This is a genomic window from Mycolicibacterium nivoides (genome assembly GCF_003855255.1).
GTDB classification, from domain to species: domain Bacteria; phylum Actinomycetota; class Actinomycetes; order Mycobacteriales; family Mycobacteriaceae; genus Mycobacterium; species Mycobacterium nivoides.
On sequence record NZ_CP034072.1, the window covers coordinates 2,326,831 to 2,348,329 of the forward strand.

A 21,499-nucleotide genomic window follows, 5' to 3' on the forward strand; every position below is an offset into this window, starting at 1 on the left:
GCCGCTACAACATCACGCCGAACATGATCGCCATGCCGGCCGCCATCATTGCCCGGCACAGCGTTCCGAAATGCGAGAACGGCGGCGTTTCGGCCCGGTGACGTGCCGCGAAGTAGCGGTGCAGCCACACGGCGGCGGCGATCACGAAACCGATGGTCAACAGCCAGTTGATGGTGGGAATCCAGAGCGGCTGTACCGAGACGTGTTCCATGGCCATCGCGGTGCCACCGTGCGCGCCCATGTGCATCGCATGCATCTCGTGGCCACCCGCGGCGACCGTTTCTGGCTGGCGCGCAAGCACATTGCCGTTCATGGCGGCATACATCCAGGCCATCGCCAACATCATCGCGGCGTGATACCCGTCGACCACCCGTCCTTGAGTCGTCCCGGACCTCAGCAATCCGGCCAGGAACCAGACGGCGGCGGCAAGGAAGAAGTACATCGGGCCGAGTGTGGGCAGCTCGGCCCCACGCGGCCAGGCCATGACCATCATCGCGATGGCCATCGCCAGGTGGAGCAGCTGGCTCACGGCGGCGCCCGGGCGGCCACGGGAGCCCAGCAGGGCATAGGTGCACTCAACCGCGCTCAGGGCGAACAACACCGTTACCACCCAGCGGAGCGCGAGATCGGCGATCATTCGGGGTCCTGTCTTCGAGAGTGTCGGGGTGCGGTCGTCCTCTGTCGTTGGTCGCGGATGCGGGCGCCGAAGTTCCCGCACCCGTCAGCACTACGACGCATTGTCGTAGAATCGCATGGCCGCGACGTTTTGTTCGTTTCCGCGGCGGAAGGCCGGTTCGACTATGGCGCGTGTGCGCATGTCCACTGCGGCCGGGGTGTGGCGGGGACGCCTGGCACTGCTCGGCATCGCCGCAGGTTGCACTGTGGTGCTGTTCATGAGCGCCGTGCAACTGGGCCCGCAACGGCTGGCCGCGGCGGGGATCGCCGACCCGGGAACGGCCACCAGCGCAGCTCGGTTGCTCGGACACTGGGCAGGGACCTTGGCGGGTGCGCTCTGCGTCGGAGCGCTCATCTGGATTGTGACGACCGCGACACCTCGCGACGACGGGCGAATCGACGCGGCATCCTTCTCGGCGCACCTGCTCGTCGAACGCATCGCCATCGTCTGGGCCTGCTGCGCCACCGCGATGGTGGTGGTCTCGGCGTCCGCCGACGCGGGAATTCCCATCGGCCGGCTTGTCGCCGGTCCCGGCCTCGGCAGCACCATCGCGGCGTCAGAGGTCGCACGCGGCTGGTGCGTGACAGCGATGTGCGCGCTGGTGTTGGCCGTCGGCGTGCGTTTCACTCTCCGCTGGATGGGTCATTGTGTGGCACTGCTGCCGGCGTTGATCGGAGTGGTCGCAGTACCGGTGACCGGCAATGCCGGGCAGGGCCCGGACCATGACATCGCCACCAGCGCCGTGATCGTCTTCGCAGTGGCGGTCGCGGCTCTGGCCGGAACGAAAATCGCTTCAACCGGACAGCGAGACGTCGTGTTCCGACGCCGGGTGCAGGTGGTGCAGCTGACGTGCGGGGCGGTCGCCATCGTCTACGGCGCCGTCCTGGCCACGCTGATGTTGCGCGGATTGCCGATCCTGGGGTCCGCCTACGGGCGGGCCGTGGTGGTCGCCGGGGTGCTGCTGGTACTGGTGTGGATCGGCGACGGGATGCTACTTCTGACGCGCCGTGCCCCGTCACGGTTGGTCGACACCGTATCTGCGGGCGCGATGGTCATCGTCACCGCCGCGTTGGCGCTCGCCGCGAACAGCGTTCCGCCCCGGTTCACCGTTCACGAGTTCTCCACGTGGGACATCTTTTTGGGCTATCAGCTCGATACACCCCCGAGCCCGGTCACCCTGATCACCGAGTGGCGGTTCGATCCGCTGATCGGAACGGCAGCCATCGTGCTCGGGCTGGGCTATCTCGTCGCGGTGGCGCAGCTGCGGCGACGCGGTGACAAGTGGCCGGTCGGACGCACGATCGCCTGGTCCCTGGGTTGCGCGGCCTTGCTGATCACCACGAGTTCCGGAGTGCGTGCCTACGGATCGGCGATGTTCAGCGTGCACATGGGTGAGCACATGGCACTGAACATGTTCGTCCCCGTGCTGCTGGTGCTCGGCGCACCCGTCACCCTCGCGCTACGGGTTCTGCCCGCCGCGCCGAAAGGTGAGGCACCGGGGCCTCGCGAATGGTTGGTGTGGTTCGTACATGCGCCCGTGACCCGGTTCCTGTCGCACCCCGTGACGGCCTTCCTCTTGTTTGTCGGCTCGCTGTACCTCGTCTACTTCACGCCCCTGTTCGACACCTTGATCCGGTATCACTGGGGCCACGAGTTCATGAGCGTGCACTTCCTGCTCACCGGCTACCTGTATTACTGGGGCATCATCGGCATCGACCCCGGACCGCGGCGACTCCCCTTCCTGGGGCGGCTCGGGCTCCTGTTCGCCGTGATGCCCTTCCACGCCTTCTTCGGTATCGCCACCATGACGATGACGTCATCGCTGGGTGAGAGCTTCTACCGGTCTGTCAATCTGCCTTGGTTGCAGAGCATTTCGGATGACCAACACCTCGGTGGCGCCATCGCGTGGGGTTCCAGCGAGCTGCCGGTTGTCATCGTGGTGATCGCGCTGGTGGCCCAGTGGGCACGCCAGGATCGCCGGGCGGGAGCGCGTGAGGACCGCCACAGCGACCGCGGGTACGACGACGAACTCGATGCCTACAACGCGATGCTGCACGAACTGTCCCGCACCCGGCGCTGAACCGCGACCCAGGTTGGAACCGATTCGGCCGGACCGAGCGACCCCGGGACCTAGTCGGCGGCGTCAGAACCGCAGGTGCAGTTGCTCCCGCAGGTGCAGTTTTCGCACGTACAGTTCGGGTTGTCGCACTTCGCCGACTCGACTGTTTCATTGCTGGTCATGCATATGAGGCTACGCCCGGTAGGTCTCGATCAGGCCGCAAAAGGAACTAATCTCGCTGTGCTCCCGACCAATCACCGGGGCCATCGAGATCCACACCGCACGACCATCCGTCGATCCCACAGGTCGCCGGTCGGCAGTACCACGAGAGGTAGAAGGATGCACTGCTCCCCCATGGTCAATGTCAGCCGGTCAAATGCGTTGATGAACGGGGAATCTCGATGACTTCGAGCAAGATCACCGACACTGTCGAAACCGAGTTGCGGGCCATCGAGCGCCGGGTCTTCGAGGATGTGTGGATCAGCACCGCACGGGCCCGCGTGCTGGGAGCACTTGCCGCCGGCTTGGCGGCGACGGCCGTGGCATTGCGCGTGACCGGCGACGTTTCCGCCGGCGCGACCCGCAACGGGCACTGGATATCCCTGGTGGCGATCGCCCTGTTCACCCTCGCGGCTTCGGTGTCGGCTTTCGCCCTGGTGCGGCGCCGATTTCGGTGGTGCTGTCTGGCGACGTGCGCATCGGCGCTGGCCACTGTGGACGGCGCGGGCGCGTTTTGGTGGCATCACACCGCACACACCGCCTCCTGGGTTCCGGCGGCACTGGGCACCCTGTGCGCCGTCGCATTGACCGCCACCTGGCTGGGTGTCTGCCTGGCCCCGCTGAACTCGTCTCAGCCGGACATGCGCGCCGCCGGCACCGGCGGCTGAGGATCCGAATCCCTGAACGAGTTCGCTTGGACGGTGCCGTAATTGCGCAACCGCAGGCTGTTCGACACGACCAGGAAAGATGACACCGCCATCGCGGCGCCGGCGATCAACGGGTTCAGCAGACCTGCTGCGGCGATCGGGATCGCCGCGATGTTGTACCCGAAGGCCCAGATCATGTTGACCCTGATGGTCCGCATCGTCGCGCGGGCCAGGCCCAACGCCTGCGGTACCGAATCGAGGTTGTCCCGGACGAGGATGATGTCGGCCGCGCCGATGGCTACATCGGTTCCCCGGCCGATGGCCAGGCCCAGGTCGGCACAGGCCAACGCCGGACCGTCGTTGATCCCGTCGCCGACCATGGCCACCACCCGGCCCTGATCGCGCAGCTTCTCGATCGCGCCGACCTTGTCCTCGGGCAGTACCTCGGCGACCACGTCGTCGATGCCCACCGCCGCGCCGATCGCAGCGGCGGTGGCGGCGTTGTCCCCCGTCAGCAGCATGGTCTTCATACCCTCGGCATGAAGGTGAGCAATGGCACCGGCCGCCGACTCCTTGACGGCGTCAGCGACGCTGATGGCACCGCAGACGGTGTCGCCTGAGGCGACGAATACGACTGTCTGGCCCTGTGACTCGCCCGACCTGCGGGCCGCGGCAAGATTGGCGGGCACCACCCGGTCCCGGGTCACCCAGGTGGGACGCCCGACGACCACGGCCACACCGTCCACCGAACCGGCCACGCCGTGGCCGGCGAGCGCCTGGAAGTCCTCCACCGCGGCGAGCTCACGGTCCGCGCAGGCAGTGACGATCGCATGGGCCACAGGATGTTCGGACGCCGACTCGACGGCCGCCGCGTACCCGAGAACCTCGTCCTCGCTCCATCCGTCGGCCGCGACGACGGTGATGACCTGAGGTTGTCCGGTGGTCAGCGTCCCGGTCTTGTCGAACACGACCGTGTCGACGGCGCGGATCGCCTCCAAGGCGCGGTGTCCCTTGAGGAAGATCCCCAGCTGAGCGCCGCGGCCCGATGCCACCATCATCGCGGTCGGGGTCGCCAGCCCCAGCGCGCAGGGGCAGGCGATCACCAGGACTGCCAAGGCGGCCGACACCGCCCGGTTGACATCGCCGTCGACCAACAGCCAGCCGATGGCGGTGGCCGCGGCGATCACGAGCACACACGGCACGAACACCGCGGCGATGCGGTCCGCCAGCCTCTGCGCGTCGGCTTTCTGCGCCTGCGCCTGCTCCACCAGGCGGACCATCCCGGCGAACCGGGTGTCCGGTCCCACGGCGGCGGCCTCGACGATCAGGCGGCCGTCGAGGACCACGGTGCCACCCACGACGCTCGAACCTTCGTGTGTCTGCACCGGTTTCGACTCGCCGGTCATCGCGCTGACGTCGACCGCGGCCGCCCCGCTCACCACAAGACCGTCCGCGGCGATGGCCTCACCGGGACGAACGACGAAGCGCTGGCCTTCTTTGAGCTCGTCTGCGGGCAGCACGAGTTCGCCGCCGTCGGCAAGCAGCACCGTCACCGACTTGGCGCCGAGCGCCGCGAGTGCCCGCAGGGCTCCCCCCGCGCGGGAGCGGGCCCGGGCCTCGAAGTAGCGGCCGGCGAGCACGAAAACCGTTACCCCCGCTGCGACCTCGAGGTAGATGGCGTCGCTACCGAGCAGCGCCTGCCATATGCCCGCGGCGTGGTAGGTCTGGTGGTCGAAGAAGATCGTGTACATCGACCACACGGTGGCGGCGGTGACACCGATGGAGATCAAGGTCTCCATCGTCGAGGTGCCGTGCCGGGCGTTGCGAAGCGCACTCCGGTGGAACGGCCACGCGGCCCACGTGACGATCGGTGCCGCCAACGCCGTGAGCACCCACTGCCACCCGGTGAATCTGGTGTCGGGCACCACGGCAAACATCACCGACAGATCCGCCAGCGGGATGAACAGCACGGCGGCTATCGCCAGGCGCCGGAGCAGGCTGCGGGCATGATCGGCATCGGGGTCGACGTCGGCTGTGGAACGCTCGACGCGGGGCGCGGCCTGATAGCCGGCCTTCTCGATGACCGCGCACAGCTGCTCGACGCCGATGTCCGCGGTGGCTTCGACAGTGGCGACGCGTGTGGCGAAGTTCACTGACGCGCGCACGCCGTCGACCTTGTTGAGTTTGTTCTCCACACGGGCAGCGCAGGCCCCGCACGACATTCCCGTGACGTCCAGCGCAATGCGCTGGGCCACCTCTTTGTCGGGGACAGTTGCTGTTGTCACCACCACTCCCATTGCTCGCTCACCACACCGGTGGCATACGTCACCGATTAGATAGTCGCTTGGGCCCGATGCCGAGTTCCCGGGCGTCATCGAATAATGTCGATGGCTGTGACTACCGAACGCGGCGAGGACCACGTTACGCGGCTGGCCTTCGCCGCCGGCCGCGGTGACTCGGCGGCGCTCGAGCAGTTCATCCGGGCAACCCAGACCGACGTCTGGCGAACCGTCGCCTACTTGGGCGATTCCGGGTCGGCCGACGACCTGACGCAAGAAACCTTCATGCGCGCGATCACCGCGCTCCCCCGGTTCAGTGGCCGGTCGTCCGCCCGTACCTGGCTGCTGTCGATCGCTCGGCGCGTGGTGGTCGATCAGATTCGGCACAAGCAGAGCCGGCCGCGTACCCAGCACGGAGTGGATGTCGAGCAGGTCCTAGAGAGCTACCGCCCGGTCGGTGGCTTCGAGAAGATGGTGGAGATCCGCCTCCTGCTGGACGGACTGGACCCCGATCGGCGGCACGCGCTGCTGCTCACCCAGGTCCTCGGGTTGTCCTATGCGGAAGCCGCCGAGGTGTGTGGCTGCCCGGTGGGCACCATCCGTTCACGCGTGGCGCGCGCTCGCGAAGATCTGATCGCGGCCGCCGAGCGGGACGACCTGACCGGCTAGCTCACCCGGCCCCACGTCGACAGTTCCCGACAGATTCTCAGCCGCCCATGTGCCCGACGGTCACCCAGCGGATGGCCCTGGCGACCATCGAGGGGCGTTTCTGGGGCGCTCCATCAGGCGTGGATTCCGCGTCGTCATCGTCGACGGCGGTGCGCTCCTCGGCGCGGTAACCGGCCTGCTCAACCGCGTCACAGAGGTCGGCGACGCTGATGTCGTGGCGGGCGTCGATGGTCGCGATCTTGGTGGAGATGTCCACCGAGGCATGTACTCCGTCGATCTTGTTCAGCTTGTTCTCGACCCGGCGCGAGCACGCTCCGCAGGACATGCCGGTCACGTCGAGCCGGATCCGTCTGGCGCGTGCTGTCTCGTCACTGTGCGCGGCCATGTCTGTCACTGCCATCCCTCACTGTCTGGTGGTGTCTGGTTGATAGGTCGTCGGGCAACCGCGTTGAGTTCCCGACCATGTCTGGGCGAGCAGTGCCTGCACGGGCGGCGGTGTCGCCACCAGCTCACCGACGGTGCGGATCCCCAGCGGCAGAACAGGATATGCGGCCAGGTACTCCGCATACGAGCGTCCACCGAGCCTCATGCCCAAGCCGATCCAGGCGTCGATCACCGACCAGCGCCGCGGATCGGCCTTCGCCCAATCACTTTCATCCAGCCGTCGCTTCCATTCGTGACTGTCGACCTCTTCGGCGGCCACGGTGCCGAGCAATTCCCGATACCCCACCGCCTGTCCGCGCAGCACATCGATCCCGCGGCCCAGTTCCTCGGGCCCGCCGAACTCCGGCAACCTGCCCAGAATGCTTCCCGCCGCCGCGCGGCCGGTAGTCACTTCTTCGGTCAATTCGACTGCCGGATAAGCCTGTAACGCATGGCAGGCATCGGCGACCGACACCAGGATGTCGGCGGATCCGAGCAGCCGTGCCGGTGTCCCCAGAACCCGGGGCAATCGCACGATCGTGAAGTCGAGCTCTCCGCTCACCCCGTCCACCGCCAATTCCGCGAGTGCCTTGGAGGCTGCGTACGGGTATGGCGCCCGACGCGGATCGACCACCTGCGGCGCGCCGACATCCCCATTGACGACATAAGTGGAAAGGTGCACCAGCCTCGTACCGGAAGCCGCGCATGTCTGCGCCATGGCTGCCACCAATTCCACATTGGCTGAACGAAGTTCGCGATACGGGACCACCACATTGGTGTTTCCGACGCAGTTGACGAGAGTCCGGGCTCCGGTCTCCCGGATCAGCGCTCCCAGCTCGGCCGGACCGAATCCGGAGACGAGGTGCTCGATCCGCACACCCGGCGTATCCCGGAGTTCCGTCCAGACCCGGTCGGCGGGAGGTGCTGACCTCATGGCCAGCACCACATCGGGCCGTGGCACGGCCGACCGCGTCAGCTCCAGAATCGCTTCCGCGAAACCGGATCCCAGAACTCCGGACGCGCCCGCAACCAGGATCGGTCCGTCGTCTCGACGGGCTGAGGATCGCCGTGGGCTCGACACCGCAGGGGAGGCCCGCATCGACAGACCGGTGAAGTCACGTTCGATCTCCGCGGCGGTGGTGCCGTCCATCCAGCCGTCGATCATCGACGCGTCATCCACCAGGTTGGCCGCGGTATCGGCACTGATCAGATCCAGAATCGACACCTGCCGACCGAGATATCTGCGAGTATCGGGCAGGATCCGGACGAGGTCCAGCGACCCGATGCCCTCGTACAGCAGCGACGTCCCGGGCATGATCGGGCGCCCCAGGTGGGCACTCCACATTCCGGCGAGACCGGCCGCCCGCTCGCCGGCGTCGGCGTCGAGGCGCCCGCCCGGGGCGGACCCGGGCGATGTTGGCAGCCTTGCGGTGTCGATCTTTCCGTTGGGTTTCCTGGGGATGCGCGCGACGCCGGAAATGCCGAACGACGGGACCCGCGAATCCACCAGGACGCGGCGGATACCTGCTGCCGCAGCGGGGTCTTCGTCACCATCACGGGTCCGCCGAGTCTCGAACCAGACTCCCAGGCCCTCGTCGTGAAGCTCGACGGCGACGTCGACCACCGTCGGGTCCGCCGCGATGCGTCGGGTGATCGCAGCGGTGTCGACGCGCTTGCCCGAGATCTTGACGAGTGCGTCCTTACGGCCTGCGAACACCGGGTACCCGGCGCCGTCCATCGTCACCCGATCGGCAGTCGCAAAGGTGCGCTGCCGCCGGCCGCCAGCCGGGGTGACCGACCCGAAGCCGGCACCGTCCAGGCCGAGATAGCCATCGGCAACCAGGCCCCCCACCACGACGACCTCACCGAAAGCGATCACCACCGTGTTCGGAACGATCGGCCGCCCCAGTCGACGGCGCGCATCGCGCTCGACCACCCGGCCTCGATCGATGATCGGCAGGTAGGTCACCACGACCGTGGTCTCTGTCGGGCCATAGCTCGACACCAGCGAGACCCTCTCGGCGGCAGCGGTATCGACCCACTTGTCGACAGCGCTCGGGCGGACGGGCTCGCCGCCGATCACAATCTGTCGTAGCCGAGAGTGGCCGATGCCGGTGATCGTGTCGACGTCCTCGCACCACAGATGCCACAACGCGGTGGGCAGATCCACGACGGTCGCGCCGCATGCCACCAGATCCTTGGCCAGCGTCTGCAGATCACCGGATTTCACCGCCGCCGAACGAATGAGTGCCGCTCCGCTCACAGCGGCACCGAAGACCTCTTCGACGCTGATATCCGATGTCAGCGATGCACATTGGAGGATGGTGTCGCCCGGTCCCCAGCCGTAGGCCCGGACCATCCCGACGCAGAACAGCGCGAGCGAACCATGACTGACGTGCACGAGTTTGGGTTCCCCGGTCGATCCGGACGTGGGCATCAGGTAGGCGGTCCTGGCGGCGAGGTGCGGGTCCGTCGCGGTCTGCTCGACCCGCGCCTCGACCAGACGCCGACGCTCTCCGCCGATGCTTCTCGCGACATTCGCCGAATCGACCTCGACGATGTGCGCTGAGATGCCGTTGCCGTCTTCGTTGATTCGTTCGGCCCGCGCCACCGCCTGATCGTCGCGGTCACAGACGCTGTAACCACAGCCCGCCAGGTGACACGCGATCATGAGATCGATCGTCTTGTCGGTGTCGTCGTCGGTGAACACCACCACATCGCCTGGCGCCACATCGCTTTCAATGAGCCAGGCGATCCAGGGATCGACATGGGCTCGGCGTTCGCGACATTCAGCGACGGACTCAGGTCGATCGAGGAACCACGCGGGTGCCACCGGCTCCTCGGGTTCGGGTGCCTGCGAAACCGAACGCGGCATCCCGTCGGCGGTGATCACGCACCACTCGCCGACGGTCATCGCGATCGGGGAATCCCACATCGTCGTCATGGATTTCAGGGCGGTAGCGACCCGTCCAGCAATACCTGCGCCGTTCTGCCGTGGCAGATCGGGTCTGTTCCAGATGTTGAGGGTGAGCGTGCGCCGTTGCGCGTTCAGCACGGCCGCGACGGTCATGCCCTCGACCGGACCGATATCCGACGTCACGGGCGCCTCAGCCAGGAACGGCGCCAGTTCGGGCGCACAGGGCTCACGCAGAAAATTGAGCGTCAAGGTCTCCACGGAGGTGGTCCGGTTGATCGCCAGATACATTCGGCGGTAATGCTCTTCACGCAACCAGCGGCGCCGACCGGCCTTGACGTAGCCCCGATCCACCGCGCGTACGACGTCCGCCACCGATGCAAAGGGCACGAACCGGACCTGCTGCGCCATCGAGTTGACCAGACACGTGGCGACATCGAGGTCATGGTCGCCGAAGCGGTTGTCGACCGCATGCACCAGAAGACGCTCGGTGGTGCGATGAACACTCGCATCCACCGCCGTTGCCGCCGCCGCGACCAGCACGTTGAGCGGGACGCTCTCACGGTCGGCCAGGGCAAGGATCTCGTCGTAGTCATCCCCGCGGATCACCACGGATTCGGTGAGAACTCCCCTGGCCGCCGTTGCCGGAGCGTCGGCGCCGTGCCGGTGGCCCGCCTCTCCGGCGGCCGCGGTGAGCTCTTGCCGCACAACAGAGGTGAGTCGCTCGAGTGATTCATCGACGCGGCTCGCCTCTCGGCGATGTGCGTTGACAACGTCGGTCAGGCCGCTACGGACGCAATCGTCGGCGGCCAGGCCGCTACCGGCGAGGAAGCGCCCCAAGTGGGCTTCGATGATACCGATGGCTCCGCCATCGAGCAGGATGTGGTGCGCCTGGGCATCGACACCACACACCAGGCCGCTGCCGTCGACATACACGGTGTAGCGCGCCAATGGCTTTGCGAGAACGCCGGATCCCCACTCGTCGGCCAGCGTCGCGCTTTCGTCATCACCGCACACCCGGACGAGGTCATCGGTGTCCAGCCTGGGTACGAGATCCGGGTATCCACCGAGCTCAGCCGGCTCCGCCAGAACACACAATTGAACAGGGTTGGCGAGGACGGTCTTCCGCAGAGCGGTCAGGAATTCCGCCTGCGGTATCGGCTGGAACCGATAACGCCTGCCGATCAGATACAGGTGGGGATCGTCGTCCTGCGACACCCCATTGAAGATGTTCTGCTGGGATCGGCTCAGCGGAATACGTTGCGTATCCGGGCCTTCAGACAGGTTCACCCAGCTTCTCCAACTCCCGAACCCACCCTGCGATCGACAGGTTGTCCGCCAGCCGCCGCGGTACGTCCGACTCCCGATCGATGCCGAGTTGCTTCATCAACAGCACGAATCGAACCGAGTCCAGTCCGAGATCCCTCAGATCTGTCGCATCGCCGTCGAGGAAGTCCGACTCATCGACATAGAGCACCTCCGAAAGCGCAGCGAGGACTCTGTTCCTCACACACTCAGCCACCGGCTACCGCGCCCAGGGAGGCCCGCATGATCTTGCCGGACTGGGTTCGTGGGATCTGCTCCACGAACCCGATGGTCGAGGGCCTGGCCATCGGCTCCGACTCCTGCCGGAACCGCGCGGCGATGGCATGTTTGAGCTTCCTGGCCGCTGATTCATCCAGCGTCGTCGATGCGACCACCGCCAGCCCCACGAGCGCGCCGAACTCCTCGTCGGGGATCTCGTAACAGGCGGCCTCGCCGACGCCGGCAACCCCCTCGGCAATTCGATCGACCTCGTCGGGCGCGATGTTGACGCCCCCGGAGATGATCATCTCCGAGGATCTGCCCCGGATGTAGAAGTAACCGTCGTCATGGCGGTCGAGAAGGTCTCCGGTGTTCACCCATCCGTCAACCCGAACTTCGGCAGTCCGGTCGGGATTGCCCCAGTACCCCAACATGTTCGCCGGCGACTTGATCCACAGTGTGCCGGACGCGGCCGAGTCAGCGCCCGAACGCGACGGAGGTCCGCTGCCGTCGCCATCCAGGTGAACTTCCACGCCGGGATAGGGCCGGCCAACCGCGCCGGCTTCCATTCTGGCGATCGACCCGTCATCGGTGGGGAGACACAGTGCGGTGCAACCTGTTTCACTGAGCCCATAAACTTGGGCGGTACGAACTCCCGCCGCCTCGACAAACCTGACGTCGGAGGCGACCGCGCGGGATCCGCCATAGCCCACCATGCGTAGCGACGGCGGGACCGGCATTCCGGTGGATCGCAATTCGGACACCAGCCGGGTCAGCAGCGTGGGGACCAGGCATGTCGTCGCGACGTCATTCGCAGTGAGGATCTCGGCGATGGACGACGTATTCTCGCCGCCGGTGATGCACAACCCGCCCTGCATCAGACAGTTGAGGATCCACCACAGACCACCGATGTGAGTCGCGGGCAGCGGCGAGTACGTCGCCTCGCCGACGATCCAGTCAACCCAGGTCAACTGCTCACGCTGCAGAATGTCGGCAACGGAGTAGAAGGTCCGGTTGGGCAGCAGCACTGCTTTCGGGGTTCCTGTGGTGCCACTGGTGAAGATCATCGCCAGCGGATCATCGGCTCCCCCGACAGAAACAGGGGGTACCGGATGTGAGACCGGATCACCGGCGCGGTCAGCAGAGCCGTGGTCGATCTCGACAGCGAAGGTTGGGATCGCCTGGAGCGCGGCTGATAACTCGGTGGTGTGCAGGCGACAGCCCGGTGCGATCAGTATCGCAGCGGGAGTGGTGATCTCACCGAACCGGTTCATGGCCGCCGCAGGCATTCCGCCGTCCACCATGACCGCGATGGCCCCTGCTCTTGCGCAGGCCAGAACCGACAGATAGGTCTCGGGACCGTTGTCCGAGATGACGAACACACGGCTTCCTCGCGTGACTGAGCGTGAGCCGAGAACAGCGGCGAGCCTGTCCACTTCGGCCATGAGGTCCCGGTAGAGAATGACGCTGGATCCGTCGCAGCGACGTAGGGCGATCGCGTCGGGACGCTGTCTCGCCCTCTCGCTGATGCGTTCCAGCACCGTGGATGGTGGGTGTGCCATTGCTGTGAAGCCGCTCTCCGTGCAGGTGTCAGGGGATATTCAGGGCAGCCAGTTCGACTTCGCCGGACGCGGCCCCACCGTCCTCATCCCAGAATTCGACGGTGCACGGAATCTTGAGATAGCGAATCGTTCGATCGACGACCTCGAAGTCCTTGCACAGCAACCGTGCCGAGAACTTGTGGGACTTGATCGGGCGCTTGAACCGTGATGCCGTGGTCTTGATCAACATGCTGGGCAGTTGGTAGTTGAAGTAATCCTCGATCGACCAGCCCCGGAATTCGGGTATCTGTTCGTTGAGGATTGCCGGTGCGAACGCGCTGTACGCGAGTTGGTTGAAGCACAGGACCCATTCGGCAGCGTTGAAGTGGCCGGTGTCGCGAATGTACGCGGGCTCCTTGATGCTGAAGTTCCCGACGGCGAACACAGAGGTCTCCGTGGCTTCGTACTCCGCGTCGAGCAGATAGCGACACCCCTTGTAGGAATAGGGTTCCAGCACTTTGACCAGCAGATCCTCCGCGATCGGCGCCATGTGTGTGATGCCGTATCCACTCGTTGCCACAGACAGCGTCTCGGCGGTGCTCATGGTCATACCCCATATCCCGGTGTCGTGAGGCCGTCCAGCATGGTCAGCCGATGAGTCGTCAATGTTCCTGGTGTCGTGCCGTGTTTCGCCCGGTGCATCAGGACCCGGTTGTCCCACAACACAACATCGCCGACCTCATAGTGTTGGGCATGGATGAACGGCGACATGAAATCCGGATCGAGCTGTCCGGTGGCAGTCATGAGTTGTTGCAGAACAGCAGGATCCAGCACGTCTCCGTGCCCGTCCTCGATCTTGGTGGTGCCTGACGCGCAGATGTAGAGGATCTCCTGGCCGGTCTTCGGGTGCCTGATCACCGTCGGCCATTTGATCGGAGGTGTGGTCTTGGAGATCTCGTCCCAGACCTCGCCGATCGGCTTGTACACGTCATGCGGGCGAATCTTGATGTGGCGCCGTGGATCATGGGTTGCGAACGTGCCGCGAACCGGGTCACGCACAGCGTCGGGAAGGGACTCCCACACCTTGTTGAGGTCGATGAAGTAGGTTCCACGGTCGCTTCCGGGCACCGCCAGCGGCACCACCATCGAGAATGCGAACGGTTCGGGCATGAACATGTAGTCGATGTGCCAGAAGGCTCCGGTCCTGGGTACTCCGTGCCCTTCCTCTGTCGAGGAAACGAAGATCTCCGGGTGGTCCTTGTGGTGATAGATCGGCTCGTAGTACGTGACGACGTCGCCGACGATTCGCCCCAACTGGAGGAACTCTTCCGGTGCAGGATGAACGTCTTTCAGAACGACCAGCTTGTGCTGATAGACGATCTCCCGAATCTCTTCCCGGGTGATGTCATCGAGATTCTTGGGGTCGATTCCCGTGACTTGCGCCCCGAGTCCCTCCCCTTTCACATTCAGCGTCATGTCTTCTCCTCGTGCGGCACCGCGCTGCACCGTTGTGCGACTAAAGGATTGGTCGAATCAAACCGGTTGAAAGTTCCCGCTATTCGCGTCGCCCATCTAAATCGCCCAACCAGGTGCCAGGGAGCATCGGGACGGATTCCCCGGCGGGCGCATGCCGCACCATCCCTGAGGCAGTTGCGCTCGAGGCGACCGGTACGGCCCCGGAGAAGCCGAGGGTGGTCGCCCCTTTGTCGCTGGATGACGGCGACATGGGTCGGCTCAGGTCCTGGCCGTCGACGGTGGCGCCCACGGTTTCGGTGGGGGCCAGAAACTCGTACCGGTAGCTTCGGGCCCGGTCTCGTTTCCGGCCGGTCTGCCGTCGACGGCTGCGAGCGGCAGCAGCCGCCCTTGCCGCGGCAACGGTGGCGAGGATATCTGCCATGCCATCAGTGGATTTCGCACCGGACTTGGGCCCCGATGCCACTCCCGGCGGATCGAGACCGGGGACGACGTAGCCGGCGAAGGGTACGGGTGCCGAGCTCGGTGGACTGCTACCGGCAGGCGCACCAGAGCCGGATCCGCCGGTCTGCGGAACTGCGCTGGATACCCCGGCGGGGCCCAATGCCGCACCGACGCCGACGGTCGGGGCGACGCGGTGGCCGGTGCTGACCTCGACGGGAGCAGGTGACACGCCGGGCGGCGGCATCCTGCCCTGCAGGAGCGCCAGCGCGCTCAACGCGCTGAGAGCACTGAGAGCGGGCGCGAGGAACGGCAGTAGCAGTAGCGAATACGAGGCGTAGTACGGATACCAGAGCATGTCGTACAGCACCAGCGCGATGATCGCGAGTATGGCGGCCTCGGCCGGGTTGAATCCCAGCTGCTCGAAGAGCTGTTGAAACGTCTGCAGGAGCTGTTCGGGATTGCCCGCACCGGAGATCAGGTCGGAGATCAGCCTCCAGATATCGCTCAGCGGCTGGTTGTCCGAGGTTGAGCCCGACCCATTCTGCTGTTGGCTTTGCGCTTCGCCTCCGGGCACGAGGATCGACGGGGCCGGCTGGGGTGACGGGACCGCCGCCGACGCGTTCGTCGCAATTACCTGGTAGGTCGTCATCACTTCGGCAGCCTGCAGCCACATCCGCACGTAATCGGCTTCATTGAGGGCAATCGGTATGGTGTTGAGGCCGAAGAAGTTGGTGGCCAGGAGCACCCCGTGGGTGACGTGGTTGGCTGCGAGCTCGGCCAGCGTAGGCATGGTGGCCAGTGCGCTGCTGTAGGCGGCTGCGACCGTTCCGTGCTGTGCGGCGGTCACGGCACTGTCGGCTGACGCCTGCTCCAGCCACGCGAGGTAGGGGCCATGGGCAGCCACGTACTGCGCCGCGCTGGGCCCTTCCCAGCTACTGCCTTGCACCTCCGCCAGGATCTGTGTGAGTTCCGCTGCCGCCGCGCTGTATTGAACGCTCAGCGCCTCCCACTGAGTCGCTGCGGCAAGAAGGGATCCGGGACCCGGGCCCGTGCTCAGCTGGGCAGAATGCACCTCCGGGGGCACCGCCAGCCAGTACGGCGCAGTCACGTCATCACCTCCTCACACGAGCGTCGACCGGCACCGCAGGGACCGGCACGCATTGCCTTGTCTTTGAGCTAGTCGGTCACGGCGGACAGAAAGTTCCCGAATCGTCGAGATCATCTGTCCACCGGGGCAACGACTCTCGACACAACGACGCGCATGTGCCGTAAATCGGCCGGCAGGTACGGTCGTGCCATGCCAGTCGTCGACGCCCGTCATCTGACCGCGATATCCGAAACCGCGCTGCTGACCCTGCACCAGAGGGCGACCGAGGCAGCCCGGCCCGACGGCATCATCGAGGACCCGATGGCGGTCGCACTGCGCGACAGCCTCGGCTATGACTATGAGCATTTCGGCCGGACCCACCAAGCCACCGCCCTGCGGGCCCTGGCGTTCGACGTGGCCTCACGTCGGTATCTGCGGGCACACCCCCGCGCCGGCGTGGTCGCCCTTGCCGAAGGATTGCAGACCAGCTTCTGGCGCCTCGACAACGGTGAAATGACTTGGCTTTCAGTAGACCTGGAGCCGATCGTACGGCTACGTCAGGAACTGCTCCCGTCGTCGGACAGGCTCCACTACCTGGCGCAGTCCGCGTTCGACCATTCGTGGATGGATCAGGTCGACGCCACCGACGGCGTGCTCATCACCGCCGAAGGACTGTTCCAATACCTGGACCAGGACTCGGTATTCGATCTCATCGCGGCCTGTGCCGCGAGGTTTCCCGGAGGACAGTTGATCTTCGACAGCGTCCCGCGGTTTCTGAGCTGGTACTCGCAACGACGCGGGATCAGGCTCAGCAAGCACTACACCGCACCACCGATGCCGTTCTCATTCACCGCCGACCAGTACGACGAGTTGCGTTCCATACCAGGCGTTCTCGCGGTGTACGAGCTCGACATGCCGGCGGGCCGGGGCAAGATCCTGTCCCGTGCCGCGGGCCTCGTCTACCGGTCCAGGCGGCTCGAGCGCTTCCGGGCACCGACCAACGTCGTCGAGTTCGGTTAGCCGAACGAGCGTGGGTCCTGTGCACGGGAATCGACGCGATTGCGTGCACAGGACCCACGGTCGGCCAAACAAGCGACGCTATCCTGCGCGTACCTTCGCGGTGGCGGTGACCAGGTGCTTGAGTGACTCGGTCACCTCGTCGGTGGTCCGGGTCTTCAAGCCGCAATCCGGATTGACCCAGAGTCGTTCGGCGGGGACCGCTTTGAGTGCCTCACGCAGCGACGTCGCGATCTCCTCCACGCCAGGCACACGCGGCGAGTGGATGTCGTAGACACCCGGGCCGACGCTGTTGGAGAATCCGGCGGCATTGAGGTCATCGAGCACCTCCATGTGTGAACGGGCTGCCTCGATCGACGTCACATCGGCATCCAGGTCGGCGATCGCCCCGATCACCTCACCGAACTCCGAGTAGCAGAGGTGTGTGTGGATCTGGGTGGAATCGGCCACACCGGAGGTGGAGAGCCGGAACGCGTCCACTGCCCAGCGCAGGTAGTCCTCTTTGTCCTTCGAACGCAACGGCAGAAGCTCGCGCAGCGCGGGCTCGTCGACCTGGATGATCGCGATGCCCGCCGACTGCAGGTCCACGGTCTCGTCCCGAATCGCCAGTGCCACTTGCGCTGCCGTATCTGCCAGCGGCTGATCGTCACGAACGAACGACCAGGCCAGGATGGTGACCGGCCCGGTGAGCATGCCCTTGACGGGCTTGTCGGTCAGCGACTGGGCGTAGATGATCCACTCGACCGTCATCGGCTCGGGCCGGGCTACGTCCCCGTAGAGGATCGGGGGACGCACGCACCGGCTGCCGTAGGACTGCACCCAACCGTTCTGCGTGGCGAAGAACCCGTCGAGTTGTTCGGCGAAGTACTGCACCATGTCATTGCGTTCGGGCTCACCGTGCACCAATACGTCGAGACCCAGCTGTTCCTGCAAGGCGATGACGTCGGCGATCTCGGCCTTCATCCGACGGTTGTACTCGGCGGCATCGATCTTGCCGGACCGAAGGTCGGCGCGGGCGATACGAATCGCGGAGGTCTGCGGGTACGACCCGATCGTGGTGGTGGGCAAGGCGGGCAGCTTCAACCGCTCCTGCTGAGCGGTGCGACGCTGGTCGGCCGGGCCACGCTTGGCACCGGAGGCTACGATCGACGAGATCCGTTCCCGGACTCGGCCGTTGTTCAGCCGTGGGTCGGATGTGCGCGACGCGATGGCGGCGTTGGATGCCGCGATCTCAGCCGAGATCGTGTCTCGCCCCTGGCCCAGACCACGCGCCAAGGCCACCACTTCGGTAACCTTCTCGAGCCCGAAGGCCAGCCAGCTACGCAGTGCTGCATCGATATCCGGTTCGGCATCGAGCGTGTACGGCACGTGCAGCGTCGAGCATGACGTAGACACAGCTACCGCCTTGGCGCTGCCGCGCAGGGAGTCCAGTGTTCCCAGTGCCCGATCCAGATCGGTGCGCCAGACATTGCGGCCGTCGACCACGCCGGCCACCAGAAGCTTGTCCTTCAGCTCAGGGACCGCGGCCAGGGCGGCTGCGGAGCCGGCCACCAGATCGACACCGATGGCCTCGACCGGGGTTCGAACCAGGGCAGGAAGCGCATCCGTCAGCTCTCCGAAGTACGTCGCGACGAAAATCGCCGGCCGCTTGGTCAGCCCGCCCAGCCGGGCGTAGGCTCGCTCGGCCAGTTCGGCGGCATTGTCGACCATGTCGGTCACCAACACCGGCTCGTCGAACTGAACCCACTCGACGCCGTGGTCAACCAGCACACCCAGCAGCTCGGCATAGATTTCGACGAGTTCGTCCAGCCGGGCGATGGGAGAAGGTGCGCCGACAGAGTCTTCTGCAGCCTTGGACAATGCCAAGAACGTGACGGGACCGATGATCACCGGCCGGGCCGGAACCCCTTGTGCACGTGCCTCTTCCAGCTCAGCCAGCACCTTGACCGGGTTGAGCGAGAACGACGTGTCGGGACGAAACTCCGGCACAAGATAGTGGTAGTTGGTGTCGAACCACTTGGTCATCTCCAGGGGCGCGATTTCGTCGTTACCGCGGGCCGCGGCGAAATAGCGGTCGAGATCATCGGTGATCCCACCGACCCGCGTCGGCAGTGCGCCGACCAGAACCGCGGTGTCGAGCATCTGGTCGTAGTAGGAGAAGGTGTTGACCGGGACCGAATCCAGTCCGGCCGCGACCAGCGACGCCCAGGTGTCGCGTCGCAAGGCGGCGGCCGCGGATTCGAGTTCTGCCCGATCGATACGACCCGACCAGTACTTCTCGACGGCGCGCTTGAGTTCGCGGTTCGGCCCGATTCGGGGCGACCCGAGAATGGTGGCGGTGAAGGGTGCTGCGGTTGTGCTCATGACGACGTCCTTCAACATGCGGGGATGGCCACCGCCAGGAGACATCGAACCGAAGGCGGCCACCCGCCACGGGTGAACCGCATTCGGTCACTGCCCATTCCGCGAGGCGATGAACCACCGGACGCGGCGCGCCCGGTACGGCTGGCAGGTCTTCGGACTCACAGGCACGCACGGAAACCGTGCACCTACTGGCCGTCGCTTCCCAGCCGCAGATCCCTGCGTGCCAGTGCTGATGACGGCGGTCGTTCCTGCATACCGCTGCGGGACAGTCCCGGATTCTCACCGGGTTCCCTCTCGCGTCGCATCTCAATCAGCATGCGGCGCTCGATGTCGGCACCGCAAACACCCCGGGGCCGACAGACCAGCTGCGGGGCTCAGCGTACCCGCAGTACCCCGGCGGGTACCGGTCAGCGCGGCATCGCAGCCTTGATCTTGTCCACCACATCGGCAGCCTGGGTCACCGACGAACCTGCAGGCTTACATGCCTGGATGTCCATGACGAGGTTCGCGGCCACGGCGAGGGCACGCTGGCACGCCCGGGTCTGGTCTCCTTTGGTGCGGGTAAAGGGCAGAATCAGCTCGTCGTCGGTCTTGGTGAGCTCGCCGCTCTTCCACTTGGGCAACGGTTCACCGTTGAGCGTGATGTTCACGTTGTGCTCGGTGCACTTCGACCAGCGTTCCGCCGACTGACCGAGAAAGTCCTTGGCGTCCTGAGTCGACGGGAAGATCACCGCCGACTGCACCACCAGATTGTCCCAATCGTCGTTGTCCGGCGCACGAAGCAGCACCTGGCGCATGGCGGTCCAGTGGTCCCCATAGATGGCGGACTCGTTCACCTGCCAGGCGCCGAGACAGTTCAGATTGGGCAGCAGGTTGCGGTGGTCGCTCATCTCGGTGACCGGAGGATGTGCCGTCATCCCTTCGGTCCCCATCACGGCGTTGATCTCATCGGGGCTGAGCAGCAGCCCCTCGAGCGCCGACTTGGGCACCTCTTTCGGCGGACCCTGGGGTTTGTCGCCGTTGCCGGCACAACTGGTGACCAGCAGCACGAGCATGAGCAACGAAATCGCAAGCCGGATCACGGCAATCCTTTACTGACGGCACGGTTCGCCGCGCATTTGGGTGAGTGAGTTTTCGCCGTCAGGCGTGGGTTCCCGCGGCGGCACAGGCCATCTGCGCGTTGGTGGCATCGTTGTTGAGTTGGGTGGCAGTGTCATTCAGAGACTGACCGCCGGTGCGCAGCCCCATCTTCAGGAGCAGCTTGGTAGCACCAAAAGACCATGACCGCATTGGATTTGCGATATCGGGCGAGAGTCCGGGGGTGCCTGCCGCATTCATCGCCGACGCGGCGGCTTCACGCAGCGCGGTCCGGCCACTGGTGTTCGTAGTGCTGATGGTCGGGTCCCCGTAGTCGGGGCGTTCCACACCTTCGATGGAATCCGCGAAATCGCCGTAGAACGTGGAAGCCGAATCGAGCGCGTTCGCGAACGTCGAGCAGGCCGTAACCGCAGGTACGCCAGGGTCATCCGTGCTGGCAACCGGTACGGGCACTGGGCCCGCAGCCGGCGCACCGGCTGCCACCGGAGGCAACTCGGGCGCCGCGGGCGCCGCCGGTCCCGGAATACCAACCTCATCGCCTGGTTCGGCGACTGCCGTGGGCATGGCAGCGAACCCGATGCTGAATGCGATGAGCAGCGATGCGAGCCCTCGCTCGTACACCTGAGACGACCTCAACGATTCCTCCGTCAGTCGGTAGCAGTTCGGCGCCGGGCGCCCACAGTTGGCGTCCACGCCTCATCGACGCAGCAGCCATACCCCCCGGATGCCCCTCACGGTCGGCGGTTGACATGTCCAAAAGGTGAACAACCGGCCAACCGGCTGCCTCCAAGCGTCGTCCATTGCGTGCCGTTGGTCGCCCCCTTTTCCTCATATATGTATTGCGCTGCGGCGCATGACGTTTCCCAGCAACCTCACAGGTTCGAGGACTCCAGCTGGACGGGAACGTGGCGGCAACTGTTGGGTCGTTGTTCACCGTTTCGAAACGCGACCGGTTAATGATTCGTCGCGACAGATTCCTTGGGCCCGATGGCTTCTGACGACCACGGCGCGTCGCAGAACGACAGGGCCCAAAACCACGAGAGGCGCAAGTTCACGCATGTTGAG

General features: G+C 65.6%; 16 protein-coding genes and 1 riboswitch. Of the genes, 4 read left to right on the forward strand and 12 right to left on the reverse strand.

What is annotated here, in order from left to right; all coding sequences use genetic code 11:
• Positions 1–4 precede the first annotated feature (4 nt).
• Positions 5–637 carry a DUF5134 domain-containing protein gene (locus tag EH231_RS11010; protein WP_090431921.1) on the reverse strand — a complete coding sequence of 211 codons (633 nt, stop codon included), beginning with the start codon at positions 635–637 and terminating at the stop codon, positions 5–7.
• Positions 638–800: 163 nt separating this feature from the next.
• On the opposite strand from EH231_RS11010, the gene EH231_RS11015 reads away from it, so the two are divergent.
• The gene (locus tag EH231_RS11015) at positions 801–2,756 is read left to right on the forward strand and encodes a cytochrome c oxidase assembly protein (protein ID WP_420891960.1); all 1,956 of its coding nucleotides are present in this window, start codon (positions 801–803) and stop codon (positions 2,754–2,756) included.
• Between the two features lie 380 nt (positions 2,757–3,136).
• Entirely contained in the window at positions 3,137–3,622 is a 486-nt protein-coding gene (locus EH231_RS11020) for a hypothetical protein (RefSeq protein WP_124712410.1), read from the forward strand.
• Here EH231_RS11020 and EH231_RS11025 read toward each other — a convergent pair.
• Complete coding sequence (locus tag EH231_RS11025) at positions 3,586–5,898, reverse strand: heavy metal translocating P-type ATPase (RefSeq protein WP_124712411.1); 2,313 nt, start codon at positions 5,896–5,898, stop codon at positions 3,586–3,588. The two genes, EH231_RS11020 and EH231_RS11025, sit on opposite strands and share 37 nt — an antisense overlap.
• An 84-nt stretch (positions 5,899–5,982) precedes the next feature.
• On the opposite strand from EH231_RS11025, the gene sigC reads away from it, so the two are divergent.
• Positions 5,983–6,549: an RNA polymerase sigma factor SigC gene (gene sigC / locus EH231_RS11030; protein ID WP_090431938.1), complete on the forward strand. Its 567-nt coding sequence runs from the start codon at positions 5,983–5,985 to the stop codon at positions 6,547–6,549.
• 37 nt (positions 6,550–6,586) lie between these two features.
• Here sigC and EH231_RS11035 read toward each other — a convergent pair whose 3' ends face one another.
• From EH231_RS11035 to EH231_RS11065, 7 genes are all read right to left on the reverse strand, one after another.
• Positions 6,587–6,949, reverse strand: coding sequence for a cation transporter (locus EH231_RS11035; RefSeq protein WP_234927220.1), 363 nt, complete (start codon positions 6,947–6,949; stop codon positions 6,587–6,589).
• Between the two features lie 3 nt (positions 6,950–6,952).
• A complete protein-coding gene (locus EH231_RS11040; RefSeq protein ID WP_124712412.1) occupies positions 6,953–11,176 on the reverse strand; it encodes an AMP-binding protein in 4,224 nt (1,407 codons plus the stop codon).
• Positions 11,163–11,396 (reverse strand): acyl carrier protein, encoded by a 234-nt coding sequence (locus tag EH231_RS11045; protein ID WP_090431942.1) that lies wholly within the window; start codon positions 11,394–11,396, stop codon positions 11,163–11,165. The genes EH231_RS11040 and EH231_RS11045 overlap by 14 nt, the downstream gene beginning before the upstream one ends.
• Positions 11,397–11,400: 4 nt before the next feature.
• The gene (fadD10, locus tag EH231_RS11050) at positions 11,401–12,972 is read right to left on the reverse strand and encodes a fatty acid--CoA ligase FadD10 (RefSeq protein ID WP_124712413.1); all 1,572 of its coding nucleotides are present in this window, start codon (positions 12,970–12,972) and stop codon (positions 11,401–11,403) included.
• Between the two features lie 28 nt (positions 12,973–13,000).
• Positions 13,001–13,555 carry an FcoT family thioesterase gene (locus EH231_RS11055; protein ID WP_090431944.1) on the reverse strand — a complete coding sequence of 185 codons (555 nt, stop codon included), beginning with the start codon at positions 13,553–13,555 and terminating at the stop codon, positions 13,001–13,003.
• Positions 13,556–13,557: 2 nt separating this feature from the next.
• On the reverse strand, positions 13,558–14,427 hold the full coding sequence (gene scoE, locus EH231_RS11060; protein WP_124712414.1) for a (3R)-3-[(carboxymethyl)amino]fatty acid oxygenase/decarboxylase: 870 nt from the start codon (positions 14,425–14,427) through the stop codon (positions 13,558–13,560).
• A 79-nt stretch (positions 14,428–14,506) separates the two neighbouring features.
• Positions 14,507–15,976, reverse strand: a complete 1,470-nt coding sequence (locus EH231_RS11065) for a PPE family protein (RefSeq protein ID WP_124712415.1) — start codon at positions 15,974–15,976, stop codon at positions 14,507–14,509.
• Positions 15,977–16,165: 189 nt separating this feature from the next.
• On the opposite strand from EH231_RS11065, the gene EH231_RS11070 reads away from it, so the two are divergent.
• Positions 16,166–16,975: a class I SAM-dependent methyltransferase gene (locus tag EH231_RS11070; protein WP_124712416.1), complete on the forward strand. Its 810-nt coding sequence runs from the start codon at positions 16,166–16,168 to the stop codon at positions 16,973–16,975.
• A 78-nt stretch (positions 16,976–17,053) separates the two neighbouring features.
• Here the strand turns inward: EH231_RS11070 and metE are convergent, their stop codons facing one another.
• The 3 genes from metE to EH231_RS11085 form a co-directional block, all read right to left on the reverse strand.
• Entirely contained in the window at positions 17,054–19,336 is a 2,283-nt protein-coding gene (gene metE / locus EH231_RS11075) for a 5-methyltetrahydropteroyltriglutamate--homocysteine S-methyltransferase (protein WP_164480848.1), read from the reverse strand.
• A 144-nt stretch (positions 19,337–19,480) separates the two neighbouring features.
• Positions 19,481–19,660, reverse strand: a riboswitch (cobalamin riboswitch).
• 83 nt (positions 19,661–19,743) lie between these two features.
• Positions 19,744–20,418, reverse strand: a complete 675-nt coding sequence (locus tag EH231_RS11080; protein WP_090431950.1) for a sensor domain-containing protein — start codon at positions 20,416–20,418, stop codon at positions 19,744–19,746.
• A gap of 58 nt (positions 20,419–20,476) precedes the next feature.
• Positions 20,477–21,070: an Rv2240c family protein gene (locus tag EH231_RS11085; RefSeq protein ID WP_234939962.1), complete on the reverse strand. Its 594-nt coding sequence runs from the start codon at positions 21,068–21,070 to the stop codon at positions 20,477–20,479.
• Positions 21,071–21,499: the final 429 nt, after the last annotated feature.

Excerpts from the sequence above, each read along its gene's own strand:
- fadD10 (WP_124712413.1), bottom strand. The coding sequence starts at position 12,972 with ATGGCACACCCACCATCCACGGTGCTGGAACGCATCAGCGAGAGGGCG.
- EH231_RS11035 (WP_234927220.1), bottom strand. The coding sequence starts at position 6,949 with ATGGCAGTGACAGACATGGCCGCGCACAGTGACGAGACAGCACGCGCC.
- sigC (WP_090431938.1), top strand. The coding sequence starts at position 5,983 with ATGTCGATGGCTGTGACTACCGAACGCGGCGAGGACCACGTTACGCGG.
- EH231_RS11070 (WP_124712416.1), top strand. The coding sequence starts at position 16,166 with ATGCCAGTCGTCGACGCCCGTCATCTGACCGCGATATCCGAAACCGCG.
- scoE (WP_124712414.1), bottom strand. The coding sequence starts at position 14,427 with ATGACGCTGAATGTGAAAGGGGAGGGACTCGGGGCGCAAGTCACGGGA.
- metE (WP_164480848.1), bottom strand. The coding sequence starts at position 19,336 with ATGAGCACAACCGCAGCACCCTTCACCGCCACCATTCTCGGGTCGCCC.
- EH231_RS11020 (WP_124712410.1), top strand. The coding sequence starts at position 3,137 with ATGACTTCGAGCAAGATCACCGACACTGTCGAAACCGAGTTGCGGGCC.
- EH231_RS11025 (WP_124712411.1), bottom strand. The coding sequence starts at position 5,898 with ATGGGAGTGGTGGTGACAACAGCAACTGTCCCCGACAAAGAGGTGGCC.
- EH231_RS11055 (WP_090431944.1), bottom strand. The coding sequence starts at position 13,555 with ATGAGCACCGCCGAGACGCTGTCTGTGGCAACGAGTGGATACGGCATC.
- EH231_RS11010 (WP_090431921.1), bottom strand. The coding sequence starts at position 637 with ATGATCGCCGATCTCGCGCTCCGCTGGGTGGTAACGGTGTTGTTCGCC.
- EH231_RS11015 (WP_420891960.1), top strand. The coding sequence starts at position 801 with ATGGCGCGTGTGCGCATGTCCACTGCGGCCGGGGTGTGGCGGGGACGC.